The organism is Mangrovactinospora gilvigrisea (assembly GCF_001879105.1).
Classification (GTDB): domain Bacteria; phylum Actinomycetota; class Actinomycetes; order Streptomycetales; family Streptomycetaceae; genus Mangrovactinospora; species Mangrovactinospora gilvigrisea.
In genome coordinates this window covers 1-23,257 of sequence record NZ_MLCF01000077.1, presented here as the reverse complement: position 1 = coordinate 23,257, position 23,257 = coordinate 1, and the positions used below count along the sequence as shown (strand labels likewise).

General features: G+C 73.3%; 18 protein-coding genes and 2 riboswitches. Of the genes, 17 read left to right on the top strand and 1 reads right to left on the bottom strand.

Annotation, left to right across the window (positions count from 1 at the left end; all coding sequences use genetic code 11):
* Window positions 1-27: 27 nt before the first annotated feature.
* Window positions 28-127, top strand: a riboswitch (glycine riboswitch).
* Window positions 128-238: riboswitch (glycine riboswitch) on the top strand. It begins immediately after the preceding riboswitch.
* A 46-nt stretch (window positions 239-284) separates the two neighbouring features.
* The 16 genes from gcvT (at window position 285) to BIV57_RS14815 (ending at window position 21,436) form a co-directional block, all read left to right on the top strand.
* Window positions 285-1,397, top strand: a complete 1,113-nt coding sequence (gene gcvT, locus BIV57_RS14890; RefSeq protein ID WP_071657286.1) for a glycine cleavage system aminomethyltransferase GcvT — start codon at window positions 285-287, stop codon at window positions 1,395-1,397.
* A gap of 91 nt (window positions 1,398-1,488) precedes the next feature.
* Window positions 1,489-1,878 (top strand): glycine cleavage system protein GcvH, encoded by a 390-nt coding sequence (gcvH, locus tag BIV57_RS14885; protein ID WP_071657285.1) that lies wholly within the window; start codon window positions 1,489-1,491, stop codon window positions 1,876-1,878.
* A gap of 23 nt (window positions 1,879-1,901) precedes the next feature.
* Window positions 1,902-3,170, top strand: coding sequence for a serine hydroxymethyltransferase (glyA, locus tag BIV57_RS14880; protein WP_071657284.1), 1,269 nt, complete (start codon window positions 1,902-1,904; stop codon window positions 3,168-3,170).
* A gap of 133 nt (window positions 3,171-3,303) precedes the next feature.
* Window positions 3,304-4,686: an L-serine ammonia-lyase gene (locus tag BIV57_RS14875; protein WP_071657283.1), complete on the top strand. Its 1,383-nt coding sequence runs from the start codon at window positions 3,304-3,306 to the stop codon at window positions 4,684-4,686.
* Window positions 4,687-4,792: 106 nt separating this feature from the next.
* The gene (locus BIV57_RS14870; protein ID WP_079170345.1) at window positions 4,793-6,577 is read left to right on the top strand and encodes an FAD-dependent oxidoreductase; all 1,785 of its coding nucleotides are present in this window, start codon (window positions 4,793-4,795) and stop codon (window positions 6,575-6,577) included.
* A gap of 82 nt (window positions 6,578-6,659) precedes the next feature.
* The gene (locus tag BIV57_RS14865) at window positions 6,660-7,349 is read left to right on the top strand and encodes an SDR family oxidoreductase (RefSeq protein WP_071657282.1); all 690 of its coding nucleotides are present in this window, start codon (window positions 6,660-6,662) and stop codon (window positions 7,347-7,349) included.
* Window positions 7,350-7,439: 90 nt separating this feature from the next.
* Complete coding sequence (locus BIV57_RS14860; protein WP_071657281.1) at window positions 7,440-8,489, top strand: methionine synthase; 1,050 nt, start codon at window positions 7,440-7,442, stop codon at window positions 8,487-8,489.
* A 2-nt stretch (window positions 8,490-8,491) separates the two neighbouring features.
* Window positions 8,492-10,813, top strand: a complete 2,322-nt coding sequence (gene ligA / locus BIV57_RS14855; RefSeq protein WP_419185715.1) for an NAD-dependent DNA ligase LigA — start codon at window positions 8,492-8,494, stop codon at window positions 10,811-10,813.
* Window positions 10,814-10,954: 141 nt separating this feature from the next.
* On the top strand, window positions 10,955-11,569 hold the full coding sequence (locus tag BIV57_RS14850; RefSeq protein ID WP_071657280.1) for a TetR/AcrR family transcriptional regulator: 615 nt from the start codon (window positions 10,955-10,957) through the stop codon (window positions 11,567-11,569).
* A 139-nt stretch (window positions 11,570-11,708) separates the two neighbouring features.
* Window positions 11,709-14,201 carry an MFS transporter gene (locus BIV57_RS14845; RefSeq protein ID WP_071657279.1) on the top strand — a complete coding sequence of 831 codons (2,493 nt, stop codon included), beginning with the start codon at window positions 11,709-11,711 and terminating at the stop codon, window positions 14,199-14,201.
* A gap of 163 nt (window positions 14,202-14,364) precedes the next feature.
* On the top strand, window positions 14,365-14,661 hold the full coding sequence (gene gatC, locus BIV57_RS14840; protein WP_071657278.1) for an Asp-tRNA(Asn)/Glu-tRNA(Gln) amidotransferase subunit GatC: 297 nt from the start codon (window positions 14,365-14,367) through the stop codon (window positions 14,659-14,661).
* Between the two features lie 25 nt (window positions 14,662-14,686).
* The gene (gene gatA, locus BIV57_RS14835) at window positions 14,687-16,171 is read left to right on the top strand and encodes an Asp-tRNA(Asn)/Glu-tRNA(Gln) amidotransferase subunit GatA (protein WP_071657293.1); all 1,485 of its coding nucleotides are present in this window, start codon (window positions 14,687-14,689) and stop codon (window positions 16,169-16,171) included.
* Entirely contained in the window at window positions 16,168-16,413 is a 246-nt protein-coding gene (locus BIV57_RS14830) for a hypothetical protein (protein WP_079170342.1), read from the top strand. The genes gatA and BIV57_RS14830 overlap by 4 nt, the downstream gene beginning before the upstream one ends.
* Before the next feature lie 19 nt (window positions 16,414-16,432).
* Window positions 16,433-17,938, top strand: a complete 1,506-nt coding sequence (gene gatB / locus BIV57_RS14825) for an Asp-tRNA(Asn)/Glu-tRNA(Gln) amidotransferase subunit GatB (RefSeq protein WP_071657277.1) — start codon at window positions 16,433-16,435, stop codon at window positions 17,936-17,938.
* 183 nt (window positions 17,939-18,121) lie between these two features.
* Entirely contained in the window at window positions 18,122-18,304 is a 183-nt protein-coding gene (locus BIV57_RS14820) for a hypothetical protein (RefSeq protein WP_071657276.1), read from the top strand.
* 111 nt (window positions 18,305-18,415) lie between these two features.
* A complete protein-coding gene (locus tag BIV57_RS14815) occupies window positions 18,416-21,436 on the top strand; it encodes a helix-turn-helix transcriptional regulator (RefSeq protein WP_071657275.1) in 3,021 nt (1,006 codons plus the stop codon).
* Between the two features lie 13 nt (window positions 21,437-21,449).
* Here the strand turns inward: BIV57_RS14815 and BIV57_RS25210 are convergent, their stop codons facing one another.
* A complete protein-coding gene (locus BIV57_RS25210) occupies window positions 21,450-21,623 on the bottom strand; it encodes a DUF6191 domain-containing protein (RefSeq protein ID WP_175548764.1) in 174 nt (57 codons plus the stop codon).
* A gap of 105 nt (window positions 21,624-21,728) precedes the next feature.
* On the opposite strand from BIV57_RS25210, the gene BIV57_RS14810 reads away from it, so the two are divergent.
* Window positions 21,729-22,706, top strand: a complete 978-nt coding sequence (locus BIV57_RS14810) for a 2-hydroxyacid dehydrogenase (protein ID WP_071657274.1) — start codon at window positions 21,729-21,731, stop codon at window positions 22,704-22,706.
* The last annotated feature ends 551 nt before the right edge of the window (window positions 22,707-23,257 follow it).

The following is a 23,257-nucleotide window of genomic DNA, read 5'->3' as shown; positions in this document are numbered from 1 at the left end:
GCGCCAGACAACTCCACACCGCCGCTACCAACCCGCGCGGGAGAGTCTCCGTCGCCCCCGGGCGACGGCGCGCCGAAGGAGCAACCCCTCCCGGGAACCTCTCAGGCACCGTTACCGCACGGGCGAGGCAACTCTGGAAAGCGGGGCGTCCGGGCCACCGTCCGCCGCCCCCACCGAAGGTGCAAACCCCGGCCCCGGCCGAGGTGAACCTCTCAGGTCCCATGACAGAGCGGGAGGACGCGGCACCACCGCGCCCAGCTGTCCGCCATGTCCCGGGAGACCCCATGAAGACCACCGCCCTCGATGCCGTCCACCGCGCGCTCGGCGCCACCATGACGGACTTCGCCGGCTGGGACATGCCGCTGCGCTACGGAAGCGAGCGCGAGGAGCACCTCGCGGTGCGCGAGCGCGCCGGCCTCTTCGACCTGTCCCACATGGGCGAGATCACCCTCACCGGCCCGGCCGCCGCCGCGGCGCTGGACGCCGCCCTGGTCGGCAACCTCTCCGCGCTCAAGCCCGGCCGCGCCCGCTACACCATGATCTGCAACGAGGCCGGCGGCATCCTCGACGACCTGATCGTCTACCGGCTCGCCGACCAGGAGTTCATGGTCGTCGCCAACGCCTCCAACGCGCAGACCGTGCTGGACGCGCTGCGCGAGCGCGCCGCCGGCTTCGACGCCGAGGTCCGGGACGACCGCGACGACTGCGCGCTGCTCGCCGTGCAGGGCCCGCGCGCCGAGGAGATCGTCGCCCCGCTCGCCTCCGACCCCGAGGCCGTCCGGGCGCTGAAGTACTACGCGGGCCTGCCCGCCGAGGTGGCCGGCTTCCCGGTGCTGCTCGCCCGCACCGGCTACACCGGCGAGGACGGCTTCGAGCTCTTCGTCCGCCCCGAGCACGCCGAGGCGCTGTGGGCCGCGCTGCGCGCCGCCGGCGAGCCGTTCGGGATCGCGCCGTGCGGGCTCTCCTGCCGCGACACGCTGCGGCTGGAGGCCGGGATGCCGCTGTACGGGCACGAACTGACCGCCGCGCTCACCCCGTTCGACGCCGGCCTGGGCCGGGTCGTCAAGTTCGAGAAGACCGCCAACGAGGGCCGCTTCACGGGCCGCGAGGCGCTGGAGAAGGCCGCGGAGCAGCCGCCGGCCCGCACCCTGGTCGGGCTCGTCGCCGAGGGCCGCCGGGTGCCGCGCGCCGGGTTCGCCGTCGTCGACCCGGCGGACGGCGCCGTGCTGGGCGAGGTCACCTCCGGGGCGCCCTCCCCGACGCTGGGCAAGCCGCTCGCCATCGCCTACGTGGACGCCGGCCGGGCGGTGCCCGGCACCGTCCTCGCCGTGGACATCCGGGGCAGCAGGGAGCCGCACGAGGTGGTGGCGCTGCCCTTCTACAAGCGCGAGAAGTGACCCTCCGTCCAGCCCGTTCCCGCACCGCCCGCCCCATCAGGAACAATCGACCCATCGGCAACAGGCCGGCACACCCTTCGAGGAGCACGTTGTGAGCAACCCCGAGAACCTCCGCTACAGCAAGGAGCACGAGTGGCTGACGCTCGCCGCCGCGGGCGAGCAGGCCACCATCGGCATCACGGCGCACGCCGCGGACGCGCTGGGCGACGTGGTGTTCGTGCAGCTGCCCGAGGTCGGCGCCAAGGTCGCGGCCGGCGAGGCGTGCGGCGAGCTGGAGTCCACCAAGTCGGTGAGCGACCTGTACTCGCCCGCGTCCGGCACCGTCGCGGAGGTCAACCAGGCCGTGGTGGACGACCCGGCGCTGGTCAACTCGGGCCCGTTCGAGGACGGCTGGCTCTTCAAGGTGACGCTGGACCAGGGCACCGACGAGATCGCCGACCTGCTGACCGCCGCGCAGTACTCCGAGCTGACCGCCGACTGACCCGTCCGGGAGCACCCGCAATCATGAGCGCACTCAACACCCCGCTGCACGAGCTCGACCCGGAGGTCGCGGCCGCGGTCGACGCCGAGCTGAACCGGCAGCGCACCACCCTCGAGATGATCGCCTCCGAGAACTTCGCCCCCCAGGCCGTCCTGGAGGCGCAGGGCTCGGTGCTCACCAACAAGTACGCGGAGGGCTACCCCGGCCGCCGCTACTACGGCGGCTGCGAGTTCGTGGACGTCACCGAGCAGCTGGCCATCGACCGGCTGAAGGAGCTGTTCGGCGCCGAGTTCGCCAACGTCCAGCCGCACTCGGGCGCCTCGGCGAACGCCGCCGCGCTCTTCGCGCTGCTGAAGCCGGGCGACACCATCCTCGGCCTGGACCTGGCGCACGGCGGGCACCTCACCCACGGGATGAAGATCAACTTCTCGGGGAAGCTCTACAAGGTCGCCGCCTACCACGTGCGCGAGTCCGACGGGCTCGTCGACATGGACGAGGTCGAGGCGCTCGCCAAGGAGCACCGCCCCGGCGTGATCATCGCCGGCTGGTCGGCGTACCCGCGGCAGCTGGACTTCGCCGCCTTCCGCCGGATCGCCGACGAGGTCGGCGCCAAGCTGATGGTGGACATGGCCCACTTCGCGGGCCTGGTCGCCGCCGGGCTGCACCCCAACCCGGTGGAGTACGCGGACGTCGTCACCACCACCACCCACAAGACGCTGGGCGGCCCGCGCGGCGGCGTCATCATGGCCAAGCAGGAGTACGCCAAGAAGATCAACTCGGCGGTCTTCCCCGGCCAGCAGGGCGGCCCGCTGGAGCACGTGATCGCCGGCAAGGCGGTCTCCTTCAAGGTGGCGGCCTCCGAGGAGTTCAAGGAGCGGCAGCGCCGCACCCTCGCCGGCGCGGTGATCCTCGCCGAGCGGCTCTCCCGGCCGGACGCCAAGCAGGCCGGCGTCTCCGTCCTCACCGGCGGCACCGACGTCCACCTGGTCCTCGTCGACCTGCGCGAGGCCGAGCTCGACGGCCGGCAGGCCGAGGACCGGCTGCACGAGATCGGCATCACCGTCAACCGCAACGCGGTGCCGTTCGACCCGCGCCCGCCGATGGTCACCTCCGGGCTGCGCATCGGCACCCCGGCGCTGGCCACCCGCGGCTTCTCCGAGGACGACTTCCGCGAGGTCGCGGACGTCATCGCGGAGTGCCTGCTGCCCGGCTTCGACGAGGAGCGGGCCGCCGGCCTGCGCGCCCGCGTCGAGGCGCTGGCCGCCAAGCACCCCCTGTACCCGGGGCTGTGACCGGATCGTCGCGGCGCGTTCTCCGGAAGGAGGCGCGCCGCGACGTACCCTTGCAGTCCTCCATATCCCTTTGATCCCGAACTTCTGTTCGCGCGTTCAACGGCGAACCGCGACCATCGAGGCGATTTCTCCCGTGGCCATCAGCGTTTTCGATCTCTTCTCCATCGGCATCGGACCCTCCAGCTCGCACACCGTCGGCCCGATGCGGGCCGCCCGGATGTTCGCCCACAAGCTGAAGCACGAGGGCGCGCTCTCCGGCACCGCCGCGGTGCGCGCCGAGCTGTTCGGCTCGCTCGGCGCCACCGGGCACGGGCACGGCACGCCGAAGGCGGTGATGCTCGGCCTGGAGGGGCACAACCCGCGCAGCGTCGACCCGCGCGCCGTCGACGGCGAGCTGGACCGCATCCGCGAGCAGCGCCGGCTGCGGCTGCTGGCCACCGAGATCGGCGACAGCCACGAGATCGCCTTCGACCCGGACGCCGACATCGTGCTGCACCGCCGCCGCTCGCTGCCGTACCACTCCAACGGCATGACGCTGCGGGCCCGGGACGCCGCCGGCGAACTGCTCCTGGAGAAGACCTACTTCTCGGTGGGCGGCGGCTTCGTCGTCGACGAGTCCGCGATCGGCGCGGAGCGCATCAAGCTGGACGACACCCCGCTGCGCTACCCCTTCCGCACCGGCGACGACATGCTGCGGATGGCCCGCGAGTCCGGGCTCTCCATCTCCGCGATGATGATGGAGAACGAGACCGCCTGGCGCAGCGAGGCCGAGGTGCGGGCCGGGCTGCTGGAGATCTGGCACGTCATGCAGGAGTGCGTGGCCGCCGGGATGTCCACCGAGGGCCTGCTCCCCGGCGGGCTGAAGGTCCGCCGCCGGGCCGCCGGCACCGCGCGGGCGCTGCGCGCCGAGGGCGAGCCGCTGCTGCACCGCAGCGAGTGGACGACGCTGTGGGCGATGGCCGTCAACGAGGAGAACGCGGCCGGCGGACGGGTCGTCACCGCCCCCACCAACGGCGCGGCCGGCGTCATCCCCGCGGTGCTGCACTACGCGTCCAACTTCGTGCCGGGCTGCGACGACGACGCGATCGTCCGCTTCATGCTGGCGGCCGGCGCGATCGGGCTGCTCTTCAAGGAGAACGCCTCCATCTCCGGCGCCGAGGTGGGCTGCCAGGGCGAGGTCGGCTCGGCCTGCTCGATGGCCGCCGGCGGTCTCGCCGAGCTGCTGGGCGGCTCGCCCGAGCAGGTGGAGAACGCGGCCGAGATCGGCATGGAGCACAACCTCGGCCTCACCTGCGACCCGGTCGGCGGCCTCGTGCAGATCCCCTGCATCGAGCGGAACGGCATGGCCGGCGTCAAGGCCGTCACGGCCGCCCGGATGGCGCTGCGCGGCGACGGCCGGCACTTCGTCTCGCTCGACAAGGTCATCAAGACCATGAAGCAGACCGGCGACGACATGAAGGTCAAGTACAAGGAGACCTCGCGGGGCGGCCTCGCCGTCAACGTCATCGAGTGCTGACGGTCCGGCCGGCGTGCCGCAGGGCTCTTGACACCCGCTCGTCCGCGGATCGAATCTACTGACTCGTCAGTAAGTTATCCGCAGCCGCGCGAAGGGCCCCGCCGCCATGCCCGCCTTGACCGAGCAGCCAGCAGCCGTCCCCGATCCCGACTGGTGCGCAGAGCCCGGAACGCCACGGGAGTTCGACGTGGTCGTGGTCGGGTCCGGGTTCGGGGGCGCCGTCACCGCGCTGCGCCTCGCCGAGAAGGGCTACCGGGTCGCCGTGCTGGAGGCCGGGCGGCGCTTCACCCCCGAGAGCCTCCCCGCCACCTCCTGGGACCTGCGCGGCTATCTGTGGGCGCCGCGCCTCGGCCTCTTCGGCATCCAGCGCATCCACCAGCTCAAGGACGTCATGATCCTGGCCGGCGCGGGCGTCGGCGGCGGCTCGCTCAACTACGCCAACACCCTGTACCAGCCGCCCGAGGCGTTCTTCCGCGACCCGCAGTGGGCGGAGATCACCGACTGGTCGAAGGAGCTCGACCCCTACTACGCGCAGGCCCGGCGGATGCTCGGCGTCCGGCTCAACCCGACGCTCACCCCCGCCGACCGCGAACTGCGGGCCGCCGCCGACCGGATGGGCGTCGGCGACACCTTCCACATGGCGCCCGTCGGCGTCTTCTTCGGGGACGGCGGCGACGCGGACGGCGACGGCCCGCGGACCGCCCCCGGCGAGGCCGTCGACGACCCCTACTTCGGCGGCGCCGGCCCCCGCCGCCGCGCCTGCATCGAGTGCGGCGAGTGCATGACGGGCTGCCGGCACGGCGCCAAGAACACCCTCAACGAGAACTACCTCTACCTGGCCGAGAAGCTGGGGGCGACCGTCCATCCGATGACCACGGTGGAGCGGCTGCGCGAGGTCGACGGCGGCTACGCCGTCGATGTGCTGCGCACCGGCGCCACCCGCCGCGCCGCCCGGCGCGAGCGGCGGCTCGCGGCGACATTTCGCGCCCCGCGGGTGGTGCTCGCCGCCGGCACCTGGGGCACCCAGACGCTGCTGCACCGGATGCGCGACGAGGGGCTGCTGCCCCGCATCCCCGACACTCTCGGCCGGCTCACCCGCACCAACTCCGAGGCGCTGCTGGGCGCCCGCACCCGGCACAAGGGCGACTACGACTTCACCCGCGGCGTCGCCATCACCTCCTCCGTCCACCCGGACGGCGACACCCACATCGAGCCGGTCCGCTACGGGCGCGGCTCCAACGCGATGGCCCTGCTGGAGAGCGTCCTGGTGCGCGGCGACGGCCGCACCCCGCGGATCCTGCGGGTGCTCGGCACACTGCTGCGCAACCCGTCCTACGCGCGGGCGCTCAACCCGCGCGGCTGGTCGGAGCAGACGGTGATCGCGCTGGTGATGCAGTCGCTGGACAACTCGGTGACGGTGTCGCGGGGCAGGGGCGGCAGGCTGACGTCGCGCCAGGGGCACGGAGCGCCCAACCCGGACTGGATCCCCGCCGGGCACGAGGCCGTGCGGCACATGGCCGAGGCGATCGACGGCTGGCCGGGCAGCAACTGGGGCGAGATCTTCCACAAGCCGCTCACCGCGCACTTCCTGGGCGGCTGCCCGATCGGCGCGGACCAGGGGAGCGGGGTGGTCGACCCCTACCACCGGCTCTACGGCCACCCGGGGATCAGCGTGGTGGACGGCTCGGCGGTCTCCGCGAACCTGGGGGTGAACCCCAGCCTGACGATCACCGCACAGGCGGAGCGGGCCGCGGCCCTGTGGCCCAACAAGGGCGAGCCCGACCCCCGCCCCGCCCCGGGCGCCCCCTACCGCGACCTCTCCCCGACCCGCCCGCACCGCCCGGCGGTCCCGGACGGCGCGTTCGCCGGCCTCCGCCTCCCCTACCCGTAGCCGCTTGCCCCGGTCGGGTGGGGTGCCGGGGCGGAGGGGCGGCGAACGCCGGGCCGCGCCGGCCAGGTGGTAATCATGGACCGTGACTGCAACCCACCTCATCACCGGCGGAGCCAGCGGCATCGGCGCCGCCCTCGTCGAGCGCCTGCACGACCGCGGCGACATCCTGCACCTGCTGGTCCGCACCCCCGCCCGCGCCGAGCAGGTGACGGCCCGCTGGCCGCGCGTCCATGCGCACGTCGCCGACCTCAACCACCCCGACCGGCTCGCCGAGGAGCTGGACGGCAGACTCCCCGAGCGCCTCGACTCGGTGGTGCACTGCGCCGGCGTCATCGTCCTCGGCGACATCGCCGACCAGTCGGTCGAGCAGTGGAAGGTCACCCTGGCGGTCAACCTCGCCGCCCCCGCGGAGCTGACCCGGCTGACGCTGCCGGCCGTGCGCGAGGCCGGCGGGCACGTCGTCTTCGTCAACTCCGGCGCCGGGCTGCGGGCGAACCCGGCGTGGGGGTCGTACGCGGCGTCCAAGTTCGGGCTGCGGGCGCTGGCGGACGCGCTGCGGGGCGAGGAGCACGGGAACGGGGTGCGGGTGACCACGGTGTACCCGGGGCGGACGGCGACGGCGATGCAGGAGGAGACGCACCGCCAGGAGGGCAAGGACTACGACCCGTCGAAGTGGATCGCCGCGGAGTCGATCGCCACGGCGGTGCTCACCGCCCTGGACATGCCGAGGGACGCGGAGATCACCGACATCAACGTCCGCCCCGGCCGCTGACCCCGGGTGGGCGCCGGGGGGAGAGGTGCCGCCTTCCTTCGACGGGCGGCGAGCACCGCGCCGCGCGGCGCGTGACCGTACCCTGCCACAGTGAGCAGCAACGTCCCTTATCCCCCCGCCACCGCCACCGGCATCGGATCCATGCCCGGCACGGACCCGCGCGAGACCGCACGCCAGGTCACCGACATCCTGGCCGCGTTCCCGTTCCTGCCCGAGCTCCCCGCCCGCGGCCCCGGCGCGGACATGATCGGCCGCACCGCCGGAGCACTCCTCACGGGCGGCCTCACCGTCGAGCTGCTGCCCTCCGGATGGCGCCTCGATGAGCTGCCGCACGCCCCGCGGGACGCCCGCCGCGCCGCCGCCCACCTGCGCGAGGACCTCGACGCCCTGGAGGAGTTCACCCAGGGCTTCGAGGGCCCGCTCAAGGTGCAGGCCGTCGGCCCCTGGACGCTCGCCGCGACGCTGGAGCTGCGCAGCGGCCAGCCCGTCCTCGCCGACCGCGGCGCCCGCCGCGACCTCGCGGTCTCGCTCGCCGAGGGGCTGCGCGGCCACCTCGCCGAGGTGCGCCGGCGGATCCCGGGCGCCCGGCCCGTCCTGCAGCTGGACGAGCCCTCGCTGCCGGCCGTCCAGCAGGGCCGGATCCGCACCGCCAGCGGCTTCGGCACCGTCCCCGCCCCCGACAAGGCGGACGTCGAGTCGGTGCTCAAGGACGTGATCGGCGCCCTCGACGCGCCCGCGGTGGTGCACTGCTGCGCCCCCGGGACGCCGATCGCGCTGCTCCACCGGGCCGGCGCGGCGGCCGTCGCCGTCGACATGTCGCTTCTCACCGAGCGCGACGAGGAGCCTCTCGGCGAGTTGATCGAATCCGGCCGGGGCCTGCTCGCCGGGGCCGTCGCGACCGCCCCGACCACCGGCGACACCTCGAACCCGCGTGCCACCGGATTGTCCGACCCGGGCGGTAGCGTCGGTGTTGTCAGGACGTTGTGGCGCAGGCTGGGCCTGGACCCGCGCACGCTGCCGGCGTCCGTGGCGGTCACCCCGGCATGCGGTCTCGCCGGGGCGTCCCCGCGGTACGCGCGGTCCGTCCTGGAGCACTGCGTCCGGGCCGCCAAGACACTCCACGACGATCCGGAGGGCTGACGGTGGCGACCGACGAAGCGGCGGCGCAGGCGCAGGACGTGACGCACAGTGGCACGGCGGCGCCCGCGGGCGTCCCCGCCGAGGTGCCCGCGGAGGCGCGGGCGCGGCACCGCGAGCTCGCCGAGGAGATCGACGGGCACCGCTTCCGGTACTACGTCACCAGCCAGCCCACCGTCAGCGACGCCGACTTCGACCGGCTGCTGCGCGAACTGGAGGGCCTGGAGGCGGAGTACCCCGTCCTGCAGACGCCGGATTCGCCCACCCAGAAGGTGGCCGGCTCTTACCGGACGGAGTTCACCACCGTCGACCACCTGGAGCGGATGCTCAGCCTCGACAACGCCTTCGACGAGGAGGAGCTGTCGGCCTGGAACGACCGGGTCGCCGCCGAGCTGTCCGCCACCCCGTACCACTACCTGTGCGAGCTGAAGGTGGACGGCCTCGCCGTCAACCTGGTGTACGAGAACGGCCGCCTGGTGCGCGCCCTCACCCGGGGCGACGGCCGCGCGGGCGAGGACATCACCCCCAACGTCCGCACCATCGCCGAGATCCCCGAGGAGCTGCGCGGCGACGGCGGCCACGACGTCCCCGAGCTGGTCGAGATCCGCGGCGAGGTCTACATGGCCACCGCCGACTTCGAGGCCCTCAACGCCGAGCTGGCCGCCGAGAACGAGCGCCGCCGCGCCGAGAACGTCGAGCTGGCCAAGGACGGCAAGCGGCAGCTGGCGATGTTCCACCTCTTCGCCAACCCCCGCAACGCCGCCGCCGGTTCGCTGCGCCAGAAGGACCCGCGGATCACCGCGGCCCGCCCGCTGAGCATGGTGGTGCACGGCATCGGGGCGCGCAGCGGCTTCGAGATCGCCCGGCTCTCCGAGGCGTACCAGAAGCTGCACGCCTGGGGCCTGCCCACCACCAAGTACGCCCAGGTCGTCGGCGGCCTCGACGAGGTGCGGCGGTACATCTCCCGCTACGGCGAGCACCGCCACTCCGTCGAGCACGAGATCGACGGCGTGGTCGTCAAGGTCGACGAGATCGCGCTGCAGGGCCGGCTGGGCTCCACCGCGCGCGCCCCGCGCTGGGCGATCGCCTGGAAGTACCCGCCGGAGGAGGTCAACGGCAGGCTGGCGTCGATCGAGATCGGCATCGGCCGCACCGGCCGCGCCACCCCGTACGCGGTGCTGGAGCAGCCGGTGCTGGTGGCCGGCTCGATGGTGCAGTACGCCACCCTGCACAACCAGGAGGTGGTGAAGCAGAAGGGCGTGCTGATCGGCGACACGGTGACGCTCCGCAAGGCGGGCGACGTCATCCCCGAGATCCTCGGCCCCGTCGAGGATCTGCGCACCGGCGACGAGCACGAGTTCGTGATGCCGAAGGAGTGCCCGGAGTGCGGCACCGGGCTGCGCGCCATGTCCGAGGGCGACATCGACCTGCGCTGCCCCAACGCGCAGGGCTGCCCCGCCCAGATCCGCGAGCGCATCGCCTACCTCGGCGGCCGCGAGTCGCTGGACGTCGAGGGCCTCGGCTATGTCGCCGCCACCGCGCTCACCCAGCCGCTGGAGCCGGCCGAGCCGCCGCTGAAGGACGAGGGCGGCGTCTTCGACCTGACGATGGAGCAGCTGCTGCCGATCCGCGTGCTGGTGCGCGACCCGAAGACCGGCATGCCCAAGGTCGACGAGAAGACCGGCGAGAAGAAGGCCGTCGCCTTCTTCGCCAACAGCAAGGGCGAGCCGAAGAAGAACACCGGCGCCCTGCTGGAGAACCTCGCCGCGGCGAAGGAGCGGCCGCTCTGGCGGTTCGTCAACGGGCTCTCCATCCGCCATGTCGGCCCGGTGGCCGCGCAGGCGCTGGCCCGCGAGTTCCGCGACCTGGACCGCGTCTTCGCGGCGAGCGAGGAGGAGCTGGCCGCGGCCGAGGGCGTCGGCCCGACGATCGCCAAGGCGATCCGCGACTGGTACGCGGAGGAGTGGCACCGGGCGATCATCGAGCGGTGGCGCGCCGCCGGCGTGCGGTTCACCGAGGAGGCCGAGGAGTCCGGCCCGCGCCCGCTGGAGGGGTTGACGGTGGTCGTCACGGGCACCCTCACCACCCACACCCGGGACGGCGCCAAGGAGGCGCTCCAGGTGCGCGGCGCGAAGGTCACCGGCTCGGTGTCGAAGAAGACGTCCTTCGTGGTGGTCGGCGAGAACCCGGGCGGCAAGTACGACAAGGCGGTCCAGGCGAAGGTGCCGGTCCTCGACGAGGACGGCTTCGCCGTCCTCCTGGAGGAGGGCCCGGAGGCCGCCCGCGAGCGGGCCGTCAACCCCGAGGAGGAGCCGGCCTCCGACTGAGGACGGATCCTTCTCGGACTTTGGCCCCGGCCCTATCGAGACGTTTGCGTTTCGATAGGACGGGGTCTATCGTCAGCCATGCGAAACGCGACCGTTTCGTACAGCAAGACCGCAGTCAGTCGTGAAGGGGGGTGCGTCCACATGGTCCCGACGAGCAAGCCCGAGGCCGAAGTTGCGCCGCGCGCCCGCCGCACGCGGCTCACCCCCGAGCGGGAGGCCGAACTCTACGCGGCCGTGCTCGCCGAACTCGTCGAGTCCGGATACGACGCGCTCACCATGGAGGCCGTCGCCGCCCGGGCCCGCAGCAGCAAGGCCACCCTCTACCGCCAGTGGGGCAGCAAGTCCCGGCTGGTGGCCGAGGCGATGCGCCACAACCGGCCGTTCAGTCTCGACGGACTGGACACCGGATCCCTCGCCGGCGACATCCACGAACTGGCCGGCCGGATGGGCCGCGCCAAGCAGGACCACGAAGTGTTCCGCGCCGTGGCCGCCGCCGCGCACCGCGACCCCGAACTCGGGGCCGCCCTGCAAGAGGTCACCATCGGGCCGGTGATGGACACCCTCCGCGAGATGCTCGAACGCGCCGCCGCGCGCGGCGAGATCGTCGCGGACGCGCCCGCCGCCGCCTACTTCCCGCACATGCTCCTGGGAGCGATGTTCGGCCGGAAGCTGTTCGACCGGTGCGAACCCGATCCCGAGTTCCTCCGGCGGTACGTGGACGACGCCGTCCTCCCCGCCCTGCGACACCGCGGCTGACGGCGCACCCGTCCCCGGGGCGCCACGCCCGCCGCACAACCGAATCGACTGTTCCCGCTTCTCACATCAGCCCGGACGACCGGCCGGTCCCGCTGTCGCTCCGGTAATCATCCAGAAGGAAGGATCGGGAGGAATCTCCATGTCACCCTCCTCGGTCGGCGCCACTCGCGCCGAAGCATCTGCCCCGGCGGGCGCCCGGCACGCCGGGGCGGCCGCCCAGCCCACGGGCCATTCCGCGCACCGCTGGTGGGTGCTGGCCGTCATCGGCCTCGCCCAGCTGATGGTGGTGCTCGACGCCACCATCGTGAACATCGCGCTGCCGACGGCCCAGAAGGACCTCGGCTTCAACAACGACGGCCGGCAGTGGATCGTCACCGCCTACTCGCTCGCCTTCGGCAGCCTGCTGCTGCTCGGCGGGCGGCTGTCGGACCTGATCGGGCGCCGGATAACCTTCATCGTCGGCCTGGTGGGCTTCGCGGGCGCCTCGGCGCTCGGCGGCGCCGCCACCGACTTCAAGATGCTGGTCATCGCCCGTGCCATCCAGGGCGTGATGGGCGCGATCCTGGCGCCGGCCGCGCTGTCGCTGCTGACCACGACGTTCACCGAACCCAAGGAGCGCGCCAAGGCGTTCGGCGTCTTCGGTGCGATCGCCGGTTCCGGCGGCGCCATCGGCCTGCTGCTCGGCGGCCTGCTCACCGAGCACCTCAGCTGGCGCTGGACGCTCTACGTCAACTGCATCATCGCGGTCTTCGCGGTGATCGGTGCGGCGACCTTCATCAAGAAGCAGGTCCGCACCGAGAAGCCGCACCTCGACTGGCTGGGCACCTTCCTGGCCGCGGGCGGGCTCTTCTGCCTGGTCTACGGGTTCGCCAACAAGGAGACCCACAACTGGTCGGACTGGATGGTCTGGGCCTTCCTGGCCGGCGCGGGCGTGCTGCTGCTCGCCTTCGTCCTCTGGGAGATGGTGGCCAAGCACCCGCTGCTGCCGCTCCGGGTCTTCGCCGACCGCAACCGCGCGGCCGCCTACATCTCGGTGTTCATCGCCGGTGCGGGCATGTTCGGCGTCTTCCTGTTCCTCACCTACTACCTGCAGACCACGCTCGGGTACTCGCCGGTGAAGACGGGCCTCGCCTTCCTGCCGATGATCGGCATGCTGATGATCTTCGCCCAGCTCGGCATGATCGTGCTGGTGCCGAGGGTCGGCGGCAAGCCGCTCGCCCCGGTCGGCATGCTCGCCGCCGCCGGCGCCATGGTCTGGCTGACCCGGCTCGACGAGCACAGCACCTACGCCGGGCACGTGCTGCCCCCGCTGCTGGTGATGGGCTTCGGCCTCGGCCTCGCCATGCCGACCGCGATGAGCCTGGCCACCTACGGCGTCGCCGCCCGGGACCAGGGCGTCGCCTCGGCGACGGTCAACACCATGCAGCAGATCGGCGGTTCCATCGGCACCGCCCTCTTCAACACCATGGCGGCGACCGCCGCGGCGAACTACGCCAAGGACCACCTGACGCTGCCCAAGCCGGAGCTGATGGTGAAGGCGGCCATCCACTCCTACGCCACCGCGTACTGGTGGGCGGCGGGCTTCTTCGCGGTCGGCGCGCTGATCACGGTGTTCCTCTACCGTGCGGGCCGCCCGATGGCCGGGGCCGCGGCGCCGACCGTCGAGGACGGGCAGGAGCCCGACGCGGTCACCAAAGAGGCCGAGATGCTGGCCATAGAGGCCGGCGGCAGCACGATCGACGCGGTGCCGCAGCCGGCCTACGCCGGCGCGGCCGCCGAGTCCCTCGGCACCACCGCGCGGATGGACGTCGTGCCGCCCAACGGCCTGGTGAAGCAGGGCGTTTCGCCGCTCGGCGGCGGCGCCGGGACGGTGAGCACCGGCACCCCCGTGCTGGGTCGCGTCATCGCCCCCGGCGGCGGCGCGCTGGCCGGCGCCGCCGTCACCCTGATCGACCAGAACGGCCACCAGCTGGGCCGGGCGGTCTCCGGAGCGGACGGCGCGTTCGAGCTGGCCGCGCCGACGGCCGGTTCCTACCTGCTGGTCGGCTCCGCGCAGGGGCTGCAGCCCCAGGTCAGCAGCGTGCTGCTGGGCTCCGACCCGTACCGCACGGATCTGCGGCTGGGCGGCGCGGGCGGGCTCTCGGGCACCGTCCGGGACGCCTCCGGCCCGGTCGAGGGCGCGGTCGTGGTCGTCACGGACAGCCGCGGCGAGGTGATCGGGTCGGCGGTGACGGACGCCTCCGGCGCGTACCGCGTCGCCGAGGTCAGCCCGGGCACCTGCACCGTCACCGTCAACGCGGCGGCCCACCGGCCCATCGCCGGTCCGGTGGAGGTCGCGGAGTCGGACGAGACCGTCCACGACGTCGTGCTCAGCGAGGCCGCGGAGGTCAGCGGCACCGTGCGGGACGGCGCGGGGCGGCCGGTGCCGGACGCGCGGGTCTCGCTGGTCGACCCCGCGGGGAACGTGGTCTCCACGTTCACCACGGCGTCGGACGGCTCGTACGCGTTCGGCGACCTCACCGGCGGCGAGTACACGCTGATCGCGGCGGGGTTCCCGCCGAAGGCGTCGCCGGTCTCGGTGAACGGCGAGGGCGCCTCGCTCGACGTCACGCTCACGCACGACGGAGAGTAGACGCTCCGCAGCAGACGGGCCCGGTCGCACACGCGGCCGGGCCCGTTCCCGTCTGCCGCGGGGGCGGGTGGGGCGCCGGAGCGGTAACCGTTCAAAGAAGCGCGGGCCGTTCTCATAGGATGGGGCCGCAGCCCCTATTCATCCGTAACCCCAAGGACGCCGCATGCCAGGCATCACCCGCGAGGAGGTCGCCCACCTCGCCCGGCTCTCCCGCTTGGAGCTGAGCGAGAAGGAGCTCGACCACTTCGCCACCCAACTGGACGACATCGTCGGCGCGGTGGCCCGCGTCGGCGAGGTCGCCGCGGAGGACGTCCCGCCCACCTCGCACCCGCTCCCGCTGACCAACGTCATGCGGGCCGACGAGGTCCGGCCGTCCCTCACCCCGGAGCAGGCCCTCGCCGCCGCCCCGGCGGTGGAGGAGCAGCGCTTCCGCGTGCCGCAGATCCTGGGGGAGGACTGAGCAAGTGAGCACCGACCTGACCCGCATGACCGCCGCGGCCCTCGCCGGGGCCATCGCCTCCGGCGAGGCCTCCGCCGAGGAGGCCGCCCGCGCCCACCTCGACCGCATCGGCGCGGTCGACGAGAAGGTGCACGCCTTCCTGCACGTCGACACCGAGGGCGCGCTCCGGGCCGCCCGGGCCGTGGACGCCAAGCGCGCCGCGGGCGAGAAGCTCGGCCCGCTGGCCGGCGTCCCGCTGGCGCTGAAGGACCTGATCACCACCGAGGGCGTCCCCACCACCTGCGGATCCAAGATCCTGGAGGGCTGGATCCCGCCGTACGACGCCACCGTGACGAAGCGTCTGAAGGACGCCGGCGTCGTGGTGCTGGGCAAGACCAACATGGACGAGTTCGCGATGGGCTCCTCCACCGAGACCTCCGCCTACGGCCCCACCGGCAACCCGTGGGACCTGACGCGGATCCCCGGCGGCTCCGGCGGCGGCTCGTCCGCCTCCATCGCCTCCTACCAGGCGCCGCTGGCGATCGGCACCGACACCGGCGGCTCCATCCGCCAGCCGGCCTCCGTCACCGGCACGGTCGGCGTCAAGCCGACCTACGGCGCGGTCTCCCGCTACGGGCTCGTCGCCTTCTCCTCCTCGCTCGACCAGGCCGGGCCCTGCGCCCGCAACGTGCTCGACACCGCCCTGCTGCACTCGGTGATCGCCGGGCACGACCCGATGGACTCCACCTCCATCGACGCCCCCGTCCCCGACGTCGTCGCCGCCGCCCGCCAGGGCCGCGAGCAGGGCATCGCCGGGATGCGCGTCGGCGTCGTCAAGGAGTTCGCCGGCGAGGGGTACCAGGCCGGCGTGGAGCAGCGGTTCCGCGAGGCCGTCGAGGTGCTGCGCGGCCTGGGCGCCGAGGTCGTCGAGATCTCCTGCCCGCACTTCACCTATGCGCTGCCCGCCTACTACCTGATCGCGCCGAGCGAGTGCTCGTCCAACCTGGCCCGCTTCGACGCGATGCGCTACGGGCTGCGGGTCGGCGACGACGGCAGCCACTCCGCCGAGGAGGTCACCGCGCTCACCCGCGAGGCCGGCTTCGGGGACGAGGTCAAGCGCCGGATCATGCTGGGCACCTACGCCCTCTCCTCCGGCTACTACGACGCCTACTACGGGCAGGCGCAGAAGGTCCGCACGCTCATCACCCGCGACTTCGACGCCGCGTTCGCGGCCGTGGACGTGCTCGTCTCGCCGACGACGCCGACCACCGCCTTCCCGATCGGCGAGCGGGTCGACGACCCGATGGCGATGTACCTCGCCGACCTGTGCACCATCCCGTCCAACCTGGCCGGCAACGCCGCGATGTCCGTGCCCTGCGGGCTCGCCCCCGAGGACGGGCTGCCGGTGGGTCTGCAGATCATCGCGCCGCCGATGGCGGACGATCGGCTCTACCGGGTCGGCGCGGCCGTCGAGGCCGCGCTCACCGACAGCTGGGGACACCCGATTCTCGAGGAGGCACCGTCGCTGTGAGCAAGCTTTCGTCCGACATCAAGGGCTTTCGCAAGTCCAAGGTCGGCAACTACATCAGCATCGGCTCGCAGGCGTTCGGGGCCGTCGGGATCTACAAGCAGGCCAAGAAGGCCCGCTTCGAGAGCGACACCCTGAAGCTGGTGGACGCGGTAGTCAGCGCCGCCGCGGTGGCCACCGGCCTTGCCCTGATCATCCGTGAGATGCGCCGCGCGGCCCGCGGCGACGTCCTCGCCGACGACTGAGAATCGGGAGAAGCGACAGGTGAGCACAGCAACCAGCCTGGTCTCCTACGAGGACGCGCTGGAGAAGTACGACCCGGTGATGGGCCTCGAGGTCCATGTCGAACTGGGCACCGCCACGAAGATGTTCTGCGGCTGCACCACCGCCCTCGGCGGCGACGCCAACGCGCAGACCTGCCCGGTGTGCCTCGGCCTGCCCGGCGCGCTGCCGGTGGTCAACGCCAAGGGCGTGGAGGGGGCCGTCCGCATCGGCCTCGCGCTCAACTGCGAGATCGCCGAGTGGTGCCGGTTCGCCCGGAAGAACTACTTCTACCCGGACATGCCGAAGAACTTCCAGACCAGCCAGTACGACGAGCCCATCGCCTTCAACGGCCACCTGGACGTCGAGGTCGACGGCGAGGTCTTCCGCGTCGAGATCGAGCGCGCCCACATGGAGGAGGACACCGGCAAGTCGACCCACGTGGGCGGCGCGACCGGCCGGATCCAGGGCGCCGACCACTCGCTGATCGACTACAACCGGGCCGGCATCCCGCTGATCGAGATCGTCACCAAGCCGATCGTCGGCGCCGGCGCCAGGGCCCCGCAGGTGGCCAAGGCGTACGTCGCCGAGCTGCGCGAGCTGATCAAGGCGCTCGGCGTCTCCGAGGCCCGCATGGAGATGGGCCAGATGCGCTGCGACGTCAACCTGTCGCTGCGCCCGCACGGCCGGGAGAAGTTCGGCACCCGCTCGGAGACCAAGAACGTCAACTCGCTGCGCAGCGTGGAGCGGGCGGCCCGCAGCGAGATCCAGCGGCAGGCGACGGTCCTCGACGACGGCGGCTCGATCGTGCAGGAGACCCGCCACTTCCACGAGGACACCGGCTCGACCACCTCGGGCCGGATCAAGGAGGAGGCGGAGGACTACCGCTACTTCCCCGAGCCCGACCTGGTGCCCGTCGCCCCCGCCCGGGAGTGGGTGGAGGAGCTCCGCGCCGAGCTGCCCGAGCTGCCGCGGGTGCGCCGCAAGCGGCTCCAGCAGGAGTGGGGCGTCGGCGACCACGAGATGCAGTCGGCGCTGAACGCCGGCGCCATCGACCTGATCACCGCCACCATCGACGCGGGCGCCCCGGCCGACCAGGCCCGCAAATGGTGGATGGGCGAACTGGCCCGGCACGCCAACGAGTCGGGCACCGAGCTCGACGGGCTGGCCATCACCCCCGTCCAGGTGGCCCGGGTCTCCGCGCTGGTCGCGGAGGGCTCGCTCAACGACAAGCTGGCCCGCCAGGTCATCGAGGGCGTGCTGGCCGGCGAGGGCGGCCCCGACGAGGTCGTGGAGAAGCGCGGCCTGAAGGTGGTCTCCGACGAGGGCGCGCTGACGGCCGCCGTCGACGACGCCATCGCCTCCAACGCGGCGGTCGCCGAGAAGATCCGCGGCGGCAACATGGGCGCGGTCGGCGCGCTCATCGGCGGCGTCATGAAGGCCACCCGGGGCCAGGCGGACGCCAAGCGGGTGCGCGAGATCATCCTGGAGAAGCTGGGCGTCGGCTAGCTAAGCCGTCCCCCTCCGGCTAAGGCCCGGCGGGCGCCTCCTTAGGCGCCGGCCGGGCCTTTCCGCGTTCCGCCTAAGGCCCCTGCGGCCAGGGAAGATAGTGCACTCTCCCGATGTCCGGGACCCCCCTTAGAGAGGAGATTAGGGGTCACAAGGACAGACCGGAAAGGGAGAGACCCCGACATGTTCGTTGATTCGATCGCCGGCACCAACGTCGAGATGTTCCGGCTTCGCGCCGCAGAGCTGATCCGCGAGGCGGACGAGCAGCGGCTGCTCCGCGAGATCCGCAAGTCGCGGCGCGACCGCGGACGCAAGGCGGGGCGCCCCCGTCAGCAGGTATTCCACCACGGCAGCGTCACCTCGTAATGGCGGCCGCCCGAAAGCCCCGGCACCCCGCGCCCTGCACCGCAGGACGATCGGGGTGCCGGGGCTTTCGCGCGGTTGCGGCGGGCGACGGCGCGGAAAAGGACAGTGACCATGTCGCACCCCCATGAGACGCTGTTCGACGTGCCGCAGTCCGTTGTCTCACCATTTATCGGCCGAACCGAAGAGCTCCGCACCCTCACCGATCTGCTCGACCGACCCTCCCTCCCGCAGGCCGCCCTCCTCGGCGGCGACGCCGGCATCGGCAAGACCCGGCTCCTGGAGGAGTTCCTCTCCCGCGCCCGCGCCGCCGGTGCCCTCACCGCGGTCGGCCACTGCATCGAGCTGGCCGACGGCGGCCTGCCGTACGTCCCGTTCGTCTCCGCGCTGCGCGCCCTGCGCGCCGCCCTGCCCGCCGAGTTCGACGCGGCCGTGGCCGGCCGCGAGGCCGAGCTCGCCCGGCTGCTGCCCGAGCTGAGCGACCCCGCGAGAGCCGCCGCCGGCGACCCCGCGGACTCCGACGGCCGCGACGACGACAGCGTCGGCCGGGGCCGCCTCTTCGAGCTGACGGCCCAGCTGCTGCGCGCCCTCACCGCCGAGCGCACCCTGGTGCTGGCCCTGGAGGACCTGCACTGGTCCGACCCCTCCACCCGGCAGCTGCTCGGCTTCCTGGTGCGGGCGCTGGGCACCGGCCGGCTGATGCTGGTGATGACGTACCGCTCGGACGACATCCACCGCCGCCATCCGCTGCGCCCCTTCCTCGCCGAGCTCGACCGGCTGCGCGTGGTGCACCGCCTGCAGCTCGCCCCGTTCAGCCGGGAGGACACCGCCGCGCTGCTCTCCGGGCTGCTCGGCGGCGCCGCCGAACCGGCCCTGGTGCGGGAGGTGTTCGAGCGCTCCGAGGGCAACGCCTTCTTCGCCGAGGAGCTGCTGCAGGCGATCCGGGACGGCGGCGCCGAGGCCGGCCTCTCCGAGTCGCTGCGCGATCTCCTGCTGGTGCGGGTGGAGCGGCTGCCCGAGTCGGCCCAGCTGCTGCTGCGGGTGGTCGCCGAGGGCGGCTCGTCCGTCACCGACCGGCTGCTGGCGCACGCCTCCGGGCTGCCCGAGGAGGAGTTGATCGCCGCGCTGCGCGCGGCGATCGGCGCCCATGTGGTGGAGCCGACCGACTGCGGCGGGGTGGCCGGCTACCGCTTCCGGCACGCGCTGGCCCGCGAGGCCGTCCGGGACGACCTGCTGCCCGGCGAGCGCCGCCGCCTCAACGCCCGCTACGCGGCGGTGCTGGAGGCCGACCCGTCCCTCGTCCCCTGCGACGAGCTGGCGATCCGGCTGGCCAGCTACTGGTACCACGCCCATGTCCCGGAGCGGGCGCTGCCCGCCGCGATGGAGGCCGCCCGGCAGGCCGGCCGGCGCAGCGCGCACAGCGAGCAGCTGCGGATGCTGGAGCGGGTCCTGGAGCTGTGGGAGGACGTGCCCGCCGAGGCGCGCGCCGGCGTGGCCCGGGTGGACGTCTACGGCGGGTACCCGTCCTGCGGCTGCCCCGGCGGCCGGGACGCCGGCCACGCGCCGGGCTGCGAGCGCGCCTACCTCGACCTGCTGGGCGCCATGGTGGCGGCGGCGCAGGCGGCGGCGAACACCGAACGCGGCCTGCGGGTGGCCGGCCTGGCGCTCAGTCAGCTGGCCGGCGCCGATCCCGGGGACGCCCCGTACCGGGCCTGGTTCCTCAAGGAGCAGTCCCGCCTGCTGCGCTGGGACCGCCGCGGCAACGGCCAGGCCGAGCTGGACGCCGCCCTGGAGCTCGTCGACGCGCTGCCCGACTCGGAGGTGAAGGCCGCGGTGCTCTCCGAGGGGGCGATGCACCGCACCCTCTCCGGACGGCCCGAGGTGGCCCGGGAGTTGGCGGTGCGGGCGCTGGCGACGGCCGAGCGGGCCGGCTCGGAGCGGCTGCTGCTCGACACCCGGCTGCGGCTGGCGATGGTCCGCTTCGACATGGGCGAGCTGGACGACGGCCTCGACGAGCAGCGCGCCATCCGCGAGCAGCTGCTGGAGCTGGATCCGCTGATGTACTGCAAGTGGGTGCAGAACCTGACGGACGCGCTGGAGTACCTGGGCCGCTCCGAGGAGGCGGTGCTGGAGGCGCAGGACGGCCTGCGGGAGATGGCCCGGCTCGGCTACTACACCCGCTACGGGCACGACCTGACGGGCAATCTGGCCGAGTCGCTGATCGAGCTGGGCGAGTGGGGGGCCGCCGAGGCCGCGCTGGAGGAGGTGGACGCCCGGCTGCCCGGTGCGGCGCCGATGCACAGCAACCACCAGGTGATGCTCCGCGCCCATCTGCAGCTGGCCCGCGGCCAGGCCGCGGCGGCGGCGGACGGGCTGGCCCGGATGATGGCCCGGCCCGGCGAGTGGACGTGGCAGCCGCAGTTCCGCGTCCCGCTCTACGACATGCGGATGCGGACGGCGGCGGCGCTGGGCCTCGCCGAGGAGGAGCGGTCGCTGCTGAAGGAGGCGCTGGAGTACCCGGGGCTGTGGTCGTCGGGCCGGGAGCGGTACACCTGGCCGCTGCTGGCGCGGGCGGCGGAGCGGGAGCGGGAGCCCGCCGAGCGGGAGGCGATCGCCGCGACGGCGGCGCGGCTGCCGCGGAAGGTGCCGCTGCACGACGCGTGGGCGGCGCGGTTGGCGGCGGCGCAGGCCGCGGGGGAGGCGCCGGAGCGGCGGGCGGCGCTGTGGGGCGCGGCGGAGGCGGCGTTCTGCCCGCTGCGGCGGCCGCTGGCGCTGGCCGAGGTGCGGATCCTGCTGGCGGGGGCGCTGGGCGAGGCGGGGCGCCGGCCGGAGGCGGACGAGCGGCGGGTGCTGGCGGTGGAGGCGCTGCGGGGGATGGGGGCGTGCCCGGTGGCGGCCGGGGCCGAGGCGGGGGCGCCGTCCGGCGAGGGGTTCGGGCTCACCGCGCGGGAGCGGGATGTGCTGCGGCTGGTGGCGAAGGGGCTGACGAACCGGCAGATAGCCGGGGAGCTGGTGATCTCGGCGAAGACGGCGAGCGTGCATGTGTCGAACATCCTCGCCAAGCTGGGCGTCTCCTCGCGCGGCGAGGCGGCGGCGCTGGCGCACCGGCACGGCTTGTTCCCCGACGCCGCGTAACCCCCGCGGAGCGCTACTCCTCCGCGGACCGCACCACCACGACCACGCCGGAGTCCAGGTCGATCGGACCCCGCGAGGGGTCGTTGTCGCCGGCGTCCTCCCGGCTCAGCTCCAGACGGTTCCGCTCGTCGTCCAGGTGCTTGCGCCCCGGCGCGAACACCTCGTCGAAGATCCCACCGAACGTCATCCCGAACTCCCATCGGATAGCGTGCGCCTACCGGTGCGATCTTCCGACCGATCACGCCACCCTCAACTGTGCGCCAGCCGCCAAGGGAAGGGAAGTACCGTCCGCATGCCCTCCGCGCCCGCCCCCCGCATCTGGGTCCCCTACACCGCCGAGGAGCTCGGCTACCCCGAGGCCCGATTCCCGCAGCGCCTCGGCCCGGTCGCCGTCGTCCCGACGATCCCGCTGGACGGCGACGGCAAGCCCGTACTCCCCGAGGGCGCGGAGACTGTCGAATTCTTCACATTCCCGTACCTGCAGAACGACCGCGGCGCCGCACTGCTCTCCGGCCTCCCGCGGCTGCGCGTCGCGCAGACGCTCACCGCCGGCGTGGACAACGTCCTGCCGCTGCTGCCGTCCGGTGTGACGCTGTGCAACGCCCGGGGCGTGCACGACGCCTCCACCGCCGAGCTGGCCCTCGCCCTCGCCCTCGCCTCGCTGCGCGGCCTGCCGCGGTTCGTCCGCGACCAGGACCGCGGGGTGTGGGACCAGACCTTCCACACCTCCCTCGCCGACCGCACCGTGCTGATCGTCGGCTACGGCTCGATCGGCGAGGCGATCGAGCGGCGGCTGCTGCCGTTCGAGGTCGCCGACGTCGTCCGGGTCGCCCGCTCCGCGCGCACGCACGCCAACGGCCCGGTGCACGCCTTCACCGAACTGCCCGAACTGCTGCCGTCCGCCGATGTGGTGGTGCTGGTGCTGCCGCTCACCGAGGAGTCCCGGCAGCTGGTGGACGCCGGCTTCCTGGCGCGGATGAAGGACGGCGCGCTGCTGGTCAACGTCGCGCGCGGGCCGATCGTGGACACCGCGGCGCTCCTCGCCGAGCTGGGCTCGGGCCGGATCTCCGCCGCGCTGGACGTCACCGACCCCGAGCCGCTGCCGGCCGGCCATCCGCTGTGGTCCGCGCCGAACGTCCTGATCAGCCCGCATGTCGGCGGGGCGAGCACGGCGTTCGGGCCGCGGGCGCGGCGCCTGGTGCGCGCTCAGCTGGACCGGCTGGAGCGGGGCGAGCTGCCCGCCAACGCGGTGGCCGGCCCCGGGGCCTGACGCCGCCCTGCGCCCCAACCGAAACCCCGTTCGCGCCTTCGCCCGATCCGGCGCACCTGCCGCACCATGACTCGTACGTCACAGGTTTTCCGAAGAACCGTCATATGACCATACGTAATGGGAGGATTGCCCGGCGCAACCGCGGGCAGGCATGACAGCGTTGGCGCGGGTGAACGTTCCGCCGATTCCCGGGCGAGAGCTGTTGGCGGCAACCGCTTCCGCATGGGACCGAGAGTCGTTACTCTCGGTAGAAGCAGGATGTCGCAGAGTCACCGGTTTCGTGTATCGTCCGGACGACATGCGTAACCGGCGGCGCCGGGGGAGAGCGGGGCCGAGCGATCGGGGCTCCCGGCACGCCCGGAAGGAGCGATGGGGGAATGCAGACGACGAGGATGTGCGCGGGCCGCCACAGTGCGTCCCCGGCACCCGCAGCGGACGGCGCTGCCCCCGGGCCGCCCCCGAAGCGCCCGAGGGCGGGCGGGTGACGCGGTGACGGCCCCCTCCCACCCGTCGCCCGGACCGCGCCCCCCGGCGCCGGGGCCCGCCCCGCG

Excerpts from the sequence above, each read along its gene's own strand:
- BIV57_RS14870 (WP_079170345.1), top strand. The coding sequence starts at position 4,793 with ATGCCCGCCTTGACCGAGCAGCCAGCAGCCGTCCCCGATCCCGACTGG.
- glyA (WP_071657284.1), top strand. The coding sequence starts at position 1,902 with ATGAGCGCACTCAACACCCCGCTGCACGAGCTCGACCCGGAGGTCGCG.
- BIV57_RS14850 (WP_071657280.1), top strand. The coding sequence starts at position 10,955 with ATGGTCCCGACGAGCAAGCCCGAGGCCGAAGTTGCGCCGCGCGCCCGC.
- BIV57_RS14810 (WP_071657274.1), top strand. The coding sequence starts at position 21,729 with ATGCCCTCCGCGCCCGCCCCCCGCATCTGGGTCCCCTACACCGCCGAG.
- gcvT (WP_071657286.1), top strand. The coding sequence starts at position 285 with ATGAAGACCACCGCCCTCGATGCCGTCCACCGCGCGCTCGGCGCCACC.
- BIV57_RS14820 (WP_071657276.1), top strand. The coding sequence starts at position 18,122 with ATGTTCGTTGATTCGATCGCCGGCACCAACGTCGAGATGTTCCGGCTT.
- BIV57_RS14845 (WP_071657279.1), top strand. The coding sequence starts at position 11,709 with ATGTCACCCTCCTCGGTCGGCGCCACTCGCGCCGAAGCATCTGCCCCG.
- BIV57_RS14815 (WP_071657275.1), top strand. The coding sequence starts at position 18,416 with ATGTCGCACCCCCATGAGACGCTGTTCGACGTGCCGCAGTCCGTTGTC.
- gatA (WP_071657293.1), top strand. The coding sequence starts at position 14,687 with ATGACCGCCGCGGCCCTCGCCGGGGCCATCGCCTCCGGCGAGGCCTCC.
- gatC (WP_071657278.1), top strand. The coding sequence starts at position 14,365 with ATGCCAGGCATCACCCGCGAGGAGGTCGCCCACCTCGCCCGGCTCTCC.
- BIV57_RS25210 (WP_175548764.1), bottom strand. The coding sequence starts at position 21,623 with ATGACGTTCGGTGGGATCTTCGACGAGGTGTTCGCGCCGGGGCGCAAG.